Consider the following 12,506-nt stretch of genomic DNA (forward strand, 5'->3'; position numbering starts at 1 on the left):
CCTCTTGCCTCTTGCCTCTTGCCTCTTGCCTCTTGCCTCTTCCCTCTTCCCTCTTGCCTCTTCCCTCTTCCCTCTTCCCTGTTTAGGTAATACTGATAATCCACGTACCAAGATAACGCAGTAATGGGACATCACCGGGGGAAAGAACTTGACATTTGAAATAGTAAACTCCCCCAAAAGCTGGATTCTGTACATTGGATAAGACTAACTCGACTTTGCGACCAGCGGGAACTGGTTCTTCAGGAAATATTTGAATCACACCACCTTCTTTATCCCATTTGACTTCAGATAGGGGGACTTTTTTACCTTTAACTATGACTTCAACACTTTTGGGATCAAAAGTTCCCTTGTAATAATCAGGATAAGTAATGGCAAATTGAGCTACTGCTAGTTTCATTTGTTTGGCAGGAACTCTGAGTATATAACGATCTGTGCTGTTGGTTTGTCCGCCAAAATCTAACCGAAAGGGTAACTGATTTGCGCTGTTAACACCGCTAAAAAGTGTTAAACCATTCTGGGCTAAAGTTATCGCTGGTAAACCCGCTAATAAGCAGCTAGTCACGGCCAAGGCAGAAAGTAGGCGTTTCATAAATTAGGTTTCCTCTAGTTGGTAGTTTGTCACGAAGTATCAGTATTTGTAACTAAACTTTACTACTATATACTTGACAATTGACGTTGGTGAAAGATAAAAGTGCCTTTTTAGTGAAAACTTCCATTCCTGAAACTAAGATTATAGGACTTACGCGCAGTACTAACCTGCGATGAAACGAATAAACGAAATTGTGTTGTTTTTGGCTTTGTGAATAAATTATTGAGTAGGTGTTTATTGGGTTTGACCCAGCCAACAAGAGATAAAATCCAGATTATATAGTTAGGACTTACGCACTAGTTACGGAGTAAACGAACCACAGAGGCACAGAGAACACAGAGAAATGAGGGTTTGAGAGATATTTTGCGTAAGTCCTGATAGTTTTGTATTGCTAAAGGATAACTTTTATTGCTAATTATAAATATTTTAGTACACAAGTATATTTTAAATAAATAAAACTTTCAGAGTGAGATTTTTTCCAAATATAAAATAATCTGAAGAACAATATACAAAATGTAGATATCGGCATAGGATGTGCGATAACTAATTCTACTTATAGCTATTTTGCCAGGATGATATTTGCATATTGTCAAGTTGAGATTGTGAATAAAGCCCAAGGATAGGAAAAACAAAAAGGTTGAAAGTTCTATCTACAAAGGTAATTCATGGTTAATCATCCCGACAGCTTAATTAATAGTCAAGGGATTTATTTCTAGGAGATTTCATGAAAATAGCAGTTGCGAAAGAAATAGAAGTTTGTGAACGGCGTGTAGCTTTAATTCCTGACACCGTAGGTAAATTAGTCAAACAAGGTTTAGAAGTTTGGGTAGAAGCTGGTGCGGGAGAAAAAGCATTTTTCAGTGATGCTGACTATGAAGCCGCAGGGGCAAAAATTAGCCATGATTCTACTCAATTATGGAGTGAAGCAGATATTTTACTCAAAGTTAGCCCACCCCAAACCAGAGAAGATGGCCGGACAGAAGTTGAATTACTCAAATCAGGTTCTGTATTAATTAGCTTCCTCAATCCCCTGGGAAATCCCGTAATTGCCCAACAATTAGCAAATCGGCAAATTACGGCTTTGAGTATGGAATTAATCCCCCGTACCACCAGGGCGCAAAGCATGGATGCCTTATCCTCCCAGGCTTCACTGGCGGGCTATAAAGCAGTATTGATTGCGGCGGCGGCATTACCGAAATACTTCCCCATGTTAACCACCGCTGCAGGGACAATTGCTCCCGCCAAAGTATTTATTATGGGTGCAGGTGTGGCAGGATTGCAAGCGATCGCCACCGCACGTAGACTAGGAGCAGTAGTAGAAGCCTTTGACATCCGCCCAGCCGTTAAAGAAGAAGTCCAAAGCTTAGGGGCGAAATTCGTCGAAGTCAAACTCGAAGAAGAAACCGTCGCCGCCGGTGGTTACGCCAAAGAAATTTCCGAAGACAGTAAAAAGCGTACCCAAGAACTAGTAGCTAGCCACGTCAAAAACTCCGATATTGTCATTACCACCGCCCAAGTACCAGGAAGACAAGCCCCCAGACTGGTGACAGAAGAAATGGTAGCGCAAATGAAACCCGGTTCAGTAATAGTAGACTTAGCCGCAGAACAAGGTGGAAACTGTGCTTGTACAGAAGCAGGTAAAGATATTATTTGGAACGGCGTAACAATTATCGGACCAATTAATTTACCTTCATCAATGCCAGTACACGCCAGCCAACTGTATGCAAAGAACGTTACTTCACTAATGCAACTTTTAATAAAAGATAAAACTTTGCAAATCAACTTTGATGACGACATAGTTGATGCTGCTTGTGTTACTCATGGTGGAGAAATTAGAAACCAACGAGTAAAGGACGCTTTGCAAGCGGTAGCGGTTTAAAAAGCCCAGGCGAATAGAATTCGCGGCTACACAGGCGAAGTCCGCCTGCGCGGACTAATTATGGAATAACGAACCACAGAGGCACAGAGTTCACAGAGAAATGAGTGTTTAAGGGATATTTTCCATGATTGTTGTAAATCTTCTCTTTGCGTCTTTGCTCCTTTGTATCTTTGTGCGAAACCTCTTAAATCCAAAAATCACATGACACAAGCATTACTTCCGGCTTTATTTGTACTGGTCTTAGCCTCTTTTATCGGCTTTGAAGTCATCAACAAAATTCCCCCTACATTACACACTCCGTTAATGTCTGGTTCAAATGCCATTTCTGGGATTTCCGTAATTGGCGCAATTCTGGCTGCGGGGGAGAAAAACACGAATTTATCGGTAATTCTCGGTTTAATTGCCGTAATTTTGGCAATGGTTAACGTTGTCGGTGGTTTTTTAGTCACTGACAGAATGCTGCAAATGTTTAAAAAAAAGGAAGTTAAAGCATGAGCGACTTTTTACCAACTGGGATTCAGCTAACTTATTTAGTCGCTGCGTCATTATTTATCTTAGGTTTGAAAAAGCTGGGTTCTCCCGCTAGTGCAAGAAACGGTAATCTTATCGCTGCGGTGGGAATGTTATTGGCTATTATTGCCACGTTGCTAGATCAACAGGTATTAAATTACGAGATGATTTTGGTAGGCTTGGCTATTGGTTCGGTAATTGGCGCTGTTATCGCTTACAAAGTGCAAATGACGGAAATGCCCCAAATGGTGGGTTTACTCAATGGTTTGGGTGGTGCTTCTTCTGCACTTATCGCTGTGGCTGAATTTTGGCGGTTATTAGATAGTTCACAGCCTATCCCCCTCGATGTCAACATATCTATGTTATTGGATGTGTTAATTGGTGGCGTGACTTTAACAGGTAGTTTTCTCGCATTTGCCAAATTGCAAGGTTTAATTAGCGGTACACCCATTACCTTTCCTTTGCAGCAACCTTTTAACATCCTGCTTTTGGGTTCTTATTTAGCTGGAAGTGCCTATTTAATCAGGACACCAGATAGCCTCGCCGTATTTTTAGCAGTGGTGGCTGTTTCTTTGGTGTTGGGTGTGATGTTCGTCCTCCCCATTGGTGGGGGTGATATGCCGGTGGTAATCTCTCTGTTAAACTCCCTCTCCGGTGTGGCTGCGGCTGCGGCTGGGTTTGTGGTGATGAACAATATGTTAATCATCGCCGGTGCTTTGGTGGGGGCTTCTGGTCTTATCCTGACGGAAATTATGTGTAAGGCTATGAACCGTTCTTTGTTCAGTGTCTTATTTAGTGCTTTTGGTTCTGTCTCTACTGCTAGTGGTGGTGCGGCTGCTGGTGCTAGTGATCAACCTGTTCGCAGTATTGATGCTGAGGAAGGGGCGATGATGTTGGGTTATGCGCGTTCTGTGGTGATTGTCCCTGGATACGGTATGGCGGTTGCTCAAGCCCAGCATAGCGTCCGGGAGTTGGCTGATCAATTAGAGCGCATGGGTGTGGATGTGAAATATGCGATACATCCGGTGGCAGGGAGAATGCCGGGACACATGAATGTATTATTGGCGGAAGCTAATGTGGCCTATACGCAGTTGTATGATATGGAGGATATTAATCCCCAGTTTGAACAGGCTGATGTGGCGTTGGTGATTGGTGCTAATGATGTGGTCAATCCGGCGGCGCGTAGTGATAAGAATAGTCCTATTTATGGAATGCCGATTTTGGAGGTTGATCGCGCAAAGCAAACTATTGTGATTAAGCGCGGTATGAGTGCTGGTTTTGCCGGTGTTGATAATGAGTTGTTTTATAAGGCTAAAACAACGATGTTGTTTGGTAGTGCTAAGGATATGGTGGCTAAGTTGGTTAGTGAGGTGAAGCAGCTTTAGTTTAATTTTAGGGGTGTAGTTTTTGACTATACCCTTATTCCCATTTATATTACACAGTGTTAAATATCTAAATGATAACTAAAATTTCAACCAGTATATATACGACCATATTGCCATTGAATACCGCTAAATCTGCTAATGGCATATTGAATTGAAGATGAAGATTCAGTTAAATCATCAATATAAATTGATATTTCTTTGCGCTGTAATTTATGGTTTAAATATTTAATTTCTAGTTCCTGCATACCATTGTTGTAATGCTTGTAGTTAATTGCTTTAACATCTTTCCAAGCTACAAAATCTGTTCCGTCAGAAATTCCTTCATAAGTAATTATGATAGCGGCTTTAGAAGGATTTGCTAATTCATTGAATGATATTATTAAACCTATTAATCCTAGTGAAAAAAAAATAATTCCGAATATTGGACTAATACCAATATGTATAAATCCAATAAACCCCATAATAAAGCAACAGACTAGGTCAGACAGCTTACGTCGTGTCTTTTTATATGCCTGTAGCTTGTTTGTATCCTGCATGGTAGTCTAAAAGCAAACTGTTTACTTCACAATACTTACACATACACTGACCAAAACAAATGGAGAAAATACAGGATTAATTCTATATAAATTTTTATAAAAGTTCAGTGTTTTTACGCTTGTGCTTTGAGGTCGTAATAACTGCATTCTATAAATAATTTCTTTATTCAGGAGAAACACTACATGGCTATCTTTTTTTTACTCACTATAATTTTTATAGTTTGGTATATCTGTTACTCCCCCAAAAAGTCTTCTCCATCACGCAAGCACAACCCTCCTTCACAGAGTAAATCTTCGCAAAGCATCTCTCCAGTGACGAAAGCTAAACCTCATAATCAATATAATTACTCTTCGTCAAGAGAAGTATATGACGAGAATGACATTTACGAACGAAACCTCCTGCGTGATGGACCAGATGAACAAACATTGATGGAGTGGAAACAACAACAGGATGAAGAGCGAGAATGTTGGGAAGAAACCTATACTTATGATCCTGATTAATCCCATCTAATAAATTTCAAGGGTAATTACTCTTTGATGTAATCATCTTAAAGTTTAAATTTAGGCTTCTAGTGTTTTATTGTGCTATTCTCATGCAAAAGCATAGAGGTGAAAAGATAAATTTAAGATTGGGGAATAATAAGTAGTTATTAAAATTATTTACGATAAAACCCAATCTCTAAACTTGTCCATTTTATTCTCTTTGACAGATTCTATAGCTTTTGTTGCCTCTATTAATATTTCTTGAAAATAGGATTCTAAAGGCTTAATTTCATCATCACTAGCAGTCTGAAATATTTTATATGCAATTATATCCAAGATTGAATAACAATATTCTAGACTGCGCTCTCCATAATAATCTAATAGACTACTTTCTGTATTACCAGAATGAACTAACATATTACGTATACGATAAATATTATAAACATCATCTTTTAGTTTAAGAATTTCATTAAATAAATAATCTTCACACTGCTGATGGTTATAAAAAATTTCGTTTGTTCTACTAATATATTTAAGTTCTTTATTTTCATTTTTTAGCTTTTGTTCTAATATAGGTGAAATTTCCAATATTTTAAATAACCATTCTTTGTCACTTTCATAATTCTCTCTGAGTATTTCTTGAATTAGTGCTTTATCTATATTGTCTATATTATCTATTTCATAAATAGTGAAAATATCGCAAGATAGCAACGTTCCATATTCTCTAACTTTAGTAAATAAATTAAACTTCAATTTACTTAGTACAATAATTAACTGTAGTGTTCCAATGTCTGATAACCAACAATCTTTGGTTTCTTTTATATTTTGCTTTGTCGACAACTTTTCTGAAGGAGAAGGAAGAGTGTTGGAAAGTCCTTGAGAATCCTTACGGAACATCTCCATAGCAAACCATGAATTTAATAGTCTCTGTGAAACTTGTGAAGATTCAACTGACCTTTTATAACAATCAATAGAAGATAAAAATCTTTTTATTGTTAAATGACATTCATTCCCTAAAGATATCCATTGTCCTAATCTTTCTGGATCATATTTATTAAATATAGAAGTGATTTTACTATCTCTTTTGATTGTAATATTTCCAGCTCCTTCTATTTGAAAATTACAAATTTCTCCTTGAGAATTACAAATAATCCAATCATTTGATAGAACAACATCATGTTTATCTATTTTATCTGTTAATCTTATACCTATAATTCTTTCAGCTATTTTTCTAGCTTCTATTAGCATAGATTCAGTATCTATACCTTGAACATTAACTGCAACATAAGAATTGTTATTGATTTCAAATTTGTTTGGATCATTGGATGGAAAGTTTTTTGAATACCATTGATTTATCTGGCAATTGTTTACAATATATCTCTTATTTTCCGTAGCTTTGTAGAAAGTGACCATCTCACCTATAGAACAATTTTCAGCAACATCCCAACCTTTTAAATGAAAAATAACTTTATGGCTTCTAGAATCTTGACAATATATATTCTTTAAAAAATCAAGTCTTTGTTCGATACTTAAATTAGAATAGTAATTTCTCACTTCTTCTTTATATTCATTCGGTGATTGACCATTTTTCAAAGGTGAACCCCATACCTGTGGTGACAAAAATATTTGTTTTGTGCTGTCAATACCAAGAACATCACGACCATTTTCTAAGATAGTTACATTGTATATACATTCTTGAATTGTTTGTAATTGTTTCTGTAACTCAAAGTATAATCCAATTTTTCCTCTGCGATTAAAAAGTATAATTAATGTATCAACCAGAAATTCTATTTGATCATTAACTAAATCTTTTTTAAATAATTGCTGATACAAAATATCAATAGTTTTTTGGAAGTGTGAATCTGAAGTTAGCTGATTAATTATATTATTGATGTGTTCAGTCAAATTTGGAATATCTTCTAATTGAGTTCCACCACATAAAACTTGAACAATTGAAGATAATTCGCTATTAACTTCTTTTGCCCATTTTCTTTTAGTTTTATCTAGTTCACTACTTTTCTCATTACAAATATTACAATAATTATTAACTTGTAGTTTAAAGAATGTTTTAGCATAAGAATTTCTAAAAAAGTGAGATTTATTATTTTCTAGTTCTTCACGCAAATCATTCAAGATGAATAGTAAATGCAAATGGCGACCACAATCTCCTTTATTATTTTCTTTAAAAGCTTCACATCTTCGTTTCCATATATTGTTTAAAGGTTCAATATTTTTAATAACGTTTTCATGCTCAGTTGATGAAGTATAATTCATAGTTTTATTGAAAAGGACACTACATTATATTAAAGATGGAGAATATTATATCAGTTTATTGTATACTAAGCAAGAAAAAATGATACCTGGGGTATGCGATTTCTACAAGGCATTTTGCGATCGCTATTTGGGAGGTTGAGGGGGTGCGATCGCTTTTTGGGGAGTTGAGGGGTGCGATCGCTGTTTGGGGAGTTAGGGGTGCGATCGCTGTTTGGGGGTTTGAAGAGTGCGATCGCTGTTTGGGAGTTGGAGGGGTGCGATAGCGAAGCGCTCGGTAGGAATCGCTTTTGGGGAGTTGAGGGGATGCGATACTTGGGGTGAGGTATGTGATCGCTCTTCTAATATGATTAAACAATACTACGTGGATCAACAACTACAATATCCGAAAACCGTTTAAAATCATCAACATTAAATGTCAATAAATGTGTAATATTATGAGCTACCATAGCCGCAGCTAAACGTGCATCATGCACCTGTTTTCCCATCACTTGATATTTAATAACCAGAGATTCCCACTCAGTAAAAATTTGTGGTGTATCCAATTCCAATATAAATATCTTTTTAAGTTTTTCGCTTTCTTCTTCAGCTTGAGTGATAGATAAACCTAATCCATTTTTATCAAGAGGTCTTGTAGCAACAGCCCAAAATTCAATTATATTTTGTGGGATAATACATAAAAAATCACCTTGCTTTTTGAGCGTTAAAATTGCTCTTTGAGTATCAAGGTGCATTGGACTATTTTTTTGTACTAAACGCAGTAAAATATTAGTATCTACCAGATATTTCATAACATTTCATCTTCTCTGGTATAAATACTATCTCGACTAATAGCTGCATCTGAAAGTGGTGGTGCTACAGCAAAAGCAGGGCTATTGATTAAATTCATTAGTGCTGTTTCCCAATCTTCCTCATTTGTTACTTGAAAAAAAGATTTTTCCTCTTGATTTTTCAAACTATCTTCAATCAAAGATTCAAGATAAGATTCAATTGATAAACCTTGTTTAGTAGCTTGGGTAATCAGACGATCTTCTATTTCTGGTTTCAATTGTAGCTGTATAGTTTTATATTTTTTCATATTCTTCGATGCTAGTTAATTAATATCAAGTAAAACTTATGATTAACTTGATATATTAAAAGTATATCAGATTTAAACACCGAAGGTATCGCTTTTGGGGAGTTCAGGGGATGCGATCGCTCTTTCTCTGTGTCTGGAGTGGTTCGTTAAAAAAGGATATTGTGAAGTTGAGGGGGTGCGATCGCTATTTGGGAGTTGAGGGGAGGCGACCGCTTTTGGGGAGTTGAGGGAGTGCGTTAGCGAAGCTTACCGAAGGTATCGCTGTTTGGGAATTTGGAGTGCGTTAGCGAAGCTTACCGAAGGTATCGCTGTTCGGGAATTTGGAGTGCGATCGCTCCCTCGTTGAAAAAGTAAATTTTGTACAAATTGCAAAAAACAGATAAATAATCTATAATCTTATGTAACCCTATAAATTTTATGAGGTGCTATGTCTGTCATCAGTGCAAGTGAAGCGCGTGCTAACTTTCCCGATATTATGAACCGTGCAGAATATCGTGGAGAAAGAATATTAATTCAACGTCATGGTAAACCTGCGGTAGCAATGATTAGTATAGAAGATTTAAAACTACTAGAAGCAATAGAAGATGCAATAGATTCTGCTAAATTGAGACTTGCAGTAGAAGAAAACACAGGATTTACCACCATAGAAGAAATAATAGCAAAACGCCCCAATGAGTGAAAGATATACATTGAGGATTGCTAAAACTGCGGAAAAAGACTTATTAGATTTACAACCAAAACAATATAAACAAGTTGTTTCTAAAATACTATCACTTCAGGGTAATCCTCGTCCTCAAGACTATGCAGCTTTAAAAGGTTATCAAGGTGGTTATCGTCTTGATCAAGGTGAATACAGAATTTTGTACACTATTGATGATGATAATCAATTAGTTGATGTTTTTCGGGTTGGTAAACGTAATGATGATGAAGTTTATAAAAATTTGTAACTTCGTTTAGTTGGCTGTTAGCAAAGTTTACCAAAGGTATCGCTGTTTGGAGGGGGTTTAAGGGATGCGATAGCGAAGCACTCGCCCTGGACTTTTGGGGAGGTTGAGGGGGTGCGATAGCGCAAGCGCTGACTTGTCAGTTCGCTTTTGGGAAGTAGAGGGGATGCGATCGCTATAGTATAATTATAAAAAAGTCAAAATTTTAAACAATATGGCAACAGGAATACCTGGTAAAAATGGGCGTAATCATAAACAAAATACAACATCTTTCCGCATTGAATATGAAGGGAAAATGCCTATAGAAGATATATTAAAAATTCAGCCAGCTAACTTAAATCATATAATTAGCGTTGAAGGATATCCTAGAAATAAACTAATATATGGAGATAATTTAAACGTTCTTCGCACATTATTAAATAATGAGAATGTTGCCGGAAAAATTAACTTAGTATATATTGATCCACCTTATGCAACAGGTAGCAGCTTTGAGTCTCGTAATAGCAATCATGCTTATAATGATCTCATGGAAGGTGCAGAATATTTAGAATATTTGCGTCAACGTCTTATTTTAATTAGAGAAATTCTATCAGAAGAAGGTTCTATTTATGTACATTTAGATGAAAAAATGGCTTTTACTGTCAAAATTATCATGGATGAAATTTTTGGAGTTAAAAATTTTCGTAATTGGATTACTAGAAAAAAATGTAATCCTAAAAACTATACACGCAAACAATATGGTAATGTTGCCGATTTTATTCTTTTTTATACAAAAACAGATAATTATGTATGGAATCAACCTTTTGATGCTTGGACAGAAGACTCGATTAAAAAAGAATATCAATATGTGGAAGAAGGAACAGGAAGACTATATAAAAAAGTTCCTATTCATGCTCCAGGGGTAAGAAAAGGAGCAACCGGTCAATGTTGGAGGGGTATGTTACCACCTCCCGGTAAACATTGGCAATATACACCAGAAACATTAGATGAAATGGATGCAGGGGGAGAAATATATTGGTCTTCCACAGGTAATCCCAGAAGAAAAGTATATTTAGATAATAGTCAAGGTATTTCAATTCAAGATATTTGGCTTGATTTTAAAGACGCTCACAATCAAAATATTAAAATTACTGGTTATCCAACGGAGAAAAATTCAGAGATGATGAAACGGATAATTATGGCTTCATCAAATCCAGGAGATACTGTTTTAGATGCCTTTGCAGGAAGTGGAACTACTCTAACAGTATCTGAAGAATTAGGTAGAAAATGGATAGGTATTGATAATTCTCCATTATCTATTGATACTATAATTAAACGTTTAGTTAATGGTAGTGAAGCAATGGGTGATTTTGTTAATGGCAAAAATGGTAATTGTAAATATAAACAAATAAACTTAATTGACATTAATAGAATTTTAAAAACAGGTTTAGACTTGTATATTGAAGAATCAGAAAGTTTAGAGTTAATTTCTGAGCAAATCATCAAAAATTGGAATAGTAAACTTAACTATCTAACCAGCTTTGTGTAAATCTCTCATCTAACATTTTCAAAGTACAAACCATCACTCTACTTTGTCCATATTTTTCTAAATTAGCGTAATCATTCCACATAGAACCTAGAAGTAATCCAGGACCATCATTCAAAATCAATACTTTTAATGGCAAATTGTATGTTTTAGCATGACCCAAAATTTCTGTAATTTTATCTCGATTTCCTCCTATTCTATCATCTTCTTGAGAACCTCCTCTGTCGGAGTCATAACGAGCAAATCCAACTACCAATGGAGTACCATCTAAGCGGGAAATTAACATATCCGCAGGAATTTGAGATGGAAAGTTATTCAAAGCCTTATGCAACATGACATCTTTCCCCCCACGAATCGGTCCTTTAATAGAATAATCTTTGCTAAATTTTTCGTTAAACCATAAGAAAAAACTTTCTGTTAAATCATACCCTTTTTTTCCTTTTGTTTTGTATTCAAGAAGAAGTGCCATGAGAGTTTCATCAGGTATGGGACGACTGTGCAACTTTTGTTTAACTTCCTCTATCGGACGAAATTTATCACTAAAGTTTCTAATAGTATTAGGGATCTCACCTTTCTTTTTAGTCATTTCTACAGATGTATCTGGAGAGACGTATCTACGAAATACTCTGAGTAATTGAATTCTCAAGGGATCAGGCTCTTTAGTGATAATTTCAAGTAAATTTGCAGAACTTTGAGCTTGTTCTACAACTTCTGTAAAACGCAATAACACATTCTCATAAAGAATTTTAGCTTCATCTAAGGAATCTGGATAGAAAGGTGAATCAAATATAGTAATCCAATTAGATGCTGTTGCTTTGTAACTAGCAAATGTAGTCAAAATTATTCCCTTATTTTTATGATCAGTACAGGTTATTAATATAAGCAATAGTGGTATTCTTGTCCAGGTCTTTCTTAAAAAAGTGATATTTGGGAGGAAGGTGTGCGATCGCTGTTTGGGGAGTTTAGGGAGTGCGATCGCTTTTGGGAAGTTGACGGGGTGCGATCGCTATTTGGGGGTTGAGGGGAGGCGACCGCTTTTGGGGAGTTGAGGGAGTGCGATCGCTGTATATGAAGATACTATTTCTATAAACTATTCCATTCTTCTAAAGTTATTTCCCGTTCTAAAATAACCTCTACTTCTCGAATCATCATTCGCAGTTGAGGTATAGAACCCACATTCCGCACCCCAAACTGTCACAGATCAAAAAAGCCCTTAAAGTAGTACATAATAACTAAAGTCAATTCAAAAATTAAGATGCTTAATGAGAATAAATAGCATTAAAAGCGAAATGGTGTGATAAAGTGA

At 36.1% G+C, this 12,506-nt stretch carries 13 protein-coding genes; 7 read left to right on the forward strand and 6 right to left on the reverse strand.

Annotated elements, in window-relative coordinates; genetic code table 11:
• Nucleotides 1–82 precede the first annotated feature (82 nt).
• Nucleotides 83–589 (reverse strand): DUF2808 domain-containing protein, encoded by a 507-nt coding sequence (locus tag PN471_RS00610; protein WP_271775242.1) that lies wholly within the window; start codon nt 587–589, stop codon nt 83–85.
• Between the two features lie 724 nt (nt 590–1,313).
• Between PN471_RS00610 and PN471_RS00615 the strand changes: the two genes are divergently transcribed.
• The 3 genes from PN471_RS00615 (at nt 1,314) to PN471_RS00625 (ending at nt 4,363) form a co-directional block, all read left to right on the forward strand.
• Nucleotides 1,314–2,468, forward strand: a complete 1,155-nt coding sequence (locus PN471_RS00615) for a Re/Si-specific NAD(P)(+) transhydrogenase subunit alpha (protein WP_271775243.1) — start codon at nt 1,314–1,316, stop codon at nt 2,466–2,468.
• A gap of 201 nt (nt 2,469–2,669) precedes the next feature.
• Nucleotides 2,670–2,963 (forward strand): NAD(P) transhydrogenase subunit alpha, encoded by a 294-nt coding sequence (locus tag PN471_RS00620; RefSeq protein WP_015081070.1) that lies wholly within the window; start codon nt 2,670–2,672, stop codon nt 2,961–2,963.
• Nucleotides 2,960–4,363 (forward strand): NAD(P)(+) transhydrogenase (Re/Si-specific) subunit beta, encoded by a 1,404-nt coding sequence (locus PN471_RS00625; protein WP_271775244.1) that lies wholly within the window; start codon nt 2,960–2,962, stop codon nt 4,361–4,363. Before PN471_RS00620 ends, PN471_RS00625 begins: the two co-directional genes overlap by 4 nt.
• A gap of 86 nt (nt 4,364–4,449) precedes the next feature.
• Here the strand turns inward: PN471_RS00625 and PN471_RS00630 are convergent, their stop codons facing one another.
• On the reverse strand, nt 4,450–4,899 hold the full coding sequence (locus PN471_RS00630) for a hypothetical protein (protein WP_271775245.1): 450 nt from the start codon (nt 4,897–4,899) through the stop codon (nt 4,450–4,452).
• Nucleotides 4,900–5,211: 312 nt separating this feature from the next.
• On the opposite strand from PN471_RS00630, the gene PN471_RS00635 reads away from it, so the two are divergent.
• On the forward strand, nt 5,212–5,400 hold the full coding sequence (locus PN471_RS00635) for a hypothetical protein (protein ID WP_271775246.1): 189 nt from the start codon (nt 5,212–5,214) through the stop codon (nt 5,398–5,400).
• A gap of 159 nt (nt 5,401–5,559) precedes the next feature.
• Here the strand turns inward: PN471_RS00635 and PN471_RS00640 are convergent, their stop codons facing one another.
• From PN471_RS00640 to PN471_RS00650, 3 genes are all read right to left on the reverse strand, one after another.
• Complete coding sequence (locus PN471_RS00640) at nt 5,560–7,656, reverse strand: hypothetical protein (protein WP_271775247.1); 2,097 nt, start codon at nt 7,654–7,656, stop codon at nt 5,560–5,562.
• A 347-nt stretch (nt 7,657–8,003) separates the two neighbouring features.
• Entirely contained in the window at nt 8,004–8,444 is a 441-nt protein-coding gene (locus PN471_RS00645) for a type II toxin-antitoxin system VapC family toxin (protein ID WP_271775248.1), read from the reverse strand.
• Nucleotides 8,441–8,731 (reverse strand): hypothetical protein, encoded by a 291-nt coding sequence (locus PN471_RS00650; RefSeq protein ID WP_271775249.1) that lies wholly within the window; start codon nt 8,729–8,731, stop codon nt 8,441–8,443. Before PN471_RS00650 ends, PN471_RS00645 begins: the two co-directional genes overlap by 4 nt.
• Nucleotides 8,732–9,158: 427 nt before the next feature.
• Between PN471_RS00650 and PN471_RS00655 the strand changes: the two genes are divergently transcribed.
• The 3 genes from PN471_RS00655 (at nt 9,159) to PN471_RS00665 (ending at nt 11,203) form a co-directional block, all read left to right on the forward strand.
• Entirely contained in the window at nt 9,159–9,410 is a 252-nt protein-coding gene (locus PN471_RS00655; RefSeq protein WP_271775250.1) for a type II toxin-antitoxin system Phd/YefM family antitoxin, read from the forward strand.
• Nucleotides 9,403–9,678 carry a type II toxin-antitoxin system RelE family toxin gene (locus PN471_RS00660; RefSeq protein WP_271775251.1) on the forward strand — a complete coding sequence of 92 codons (276 nt, stop codon included), beginning with the start codon at nt 9,403–9,405 and terminating at the stop codon, nt 9,676–9,678. The genes PN471_RS00655 and PN471_RS00660 overlap by 8 nt, the downstream gene beginning before the upstream one ends.
• A 211-nt stretch (nt 9,679–9,889) precedes the next feature.
• On the forward strand, nt 9,890–11,203 hold the full coding sequence (locus PN471_RS00665; protein ID WP_271775252.1) for a site-specific DNA-methyltransferase: 1,314 nt from the start codon (nt 9,890–9,892) through the stop codon (nt 11,201–11,203).
• Here PN471_RS00665 and PN471_RS00670 read toward each other — a convergent pair.
• Nucleotides 11,178–12,038, reverse strand: coding sequence for a hypothetical protein (locus tag PN471_RS00670; RefSeq protein WP_271775253.1), 861 nt, complete (start codon nt 12,036–12,038; stop codon nt 11,178–11,180). The genes PN471_RS00665 and PN471_RS00670 overlap by 26 nt on opposite strands.
• Nucleotides 12,039–12,506: the final 468 nt, after the last annotated feature.

Source organism: Aphanizomenon sp. CS-733/32, assembly GCF_028330045.1.
In the GTDB taxonomy this organism is placed as follows: Bacteria; Cyanobacteriota; Cyanobacteriia; order Cyanobacteriales; family Nostocaceae; genus Dolichospermum; species Dolichospermum gracile.

Bases quoted from the DNA above. Each gene is read 5' to 3' on its own strand.
- PN471_RS00625 (WP_271775244.1), top strand. From the start codon at position 2,960: ATGAGCGACTTTTTACCAACTGGGATTCAGCTAACTTATTTAGTCGCT.
- PN471_RS00620 (WP_015081070.1), top strand. From the start codon at position 2,670: ATGACACAAGCATTACTTCCGGCTTTATTTGTACTGGTCTTAGCCTCT.
- PN471_RS00640 (WP_271775247.1), bottom strand. From the start codon at position 7,656: ATGAATTATACTTCATCAACTGAGCATGAAAACGTTATTAAAAATATT.
- PN471_RS00630 (WP_271775245.1), bottom strand. From the start codon at position 4,899: ATGCAGGATACAAACAAGCTACAGGCATATAAAAAGACACGACGTAAG.
- PN471_RS00660 (WP_271775251.1), top strand. From the start codon at position 9,403: ATGAGTGAAAGATATACATTGAGGATTGCTAAAACTGCGGAAAAAGAC.
- PN471_RS00665 (WP_271775252.1), top strand. From the start codon at position 9,890: ATGGCAACAGGAATACCTGGTAAAAATGGGCGTAATCATAAACAAAAT.
- PN471_RS00615 (WP_271775243.1), top strand. From the start codon at position 1,314: ATGAAAATAGCAGTTGCGAAAGAAATAGAAGTTTGTGAACGGCGTGTA.
- PN471_RS00655 (WP_271775250.1), top strand. From the start codon at position 9,159: ATGTCTGTCATCAGTGCAAGTGAAGCGCGTGCTAACTTTCCCGATATT.
- PN471_RS00610 (WP_271775242.1), bottom strand. From the start codon at position 589: ATGAAACGCCTACTTTCTGCCTTGGCCGTGACTAGCTGCTTATTAGCG.
- PN471_RS00645 (WP_271775248.1), bottom strand. From the start codon at position 8,444: ATGAAATATCTGGTAGATACTAATATTTTACTGCGTTTAGTACAAAAA.
- PN471_RS00650 (WP_271775249.1), bottom strand. From the start codon at position 8,731: ATGAAAAAATATAAAACTATACAGCTACAATTGAAACCAGAAATAGAA.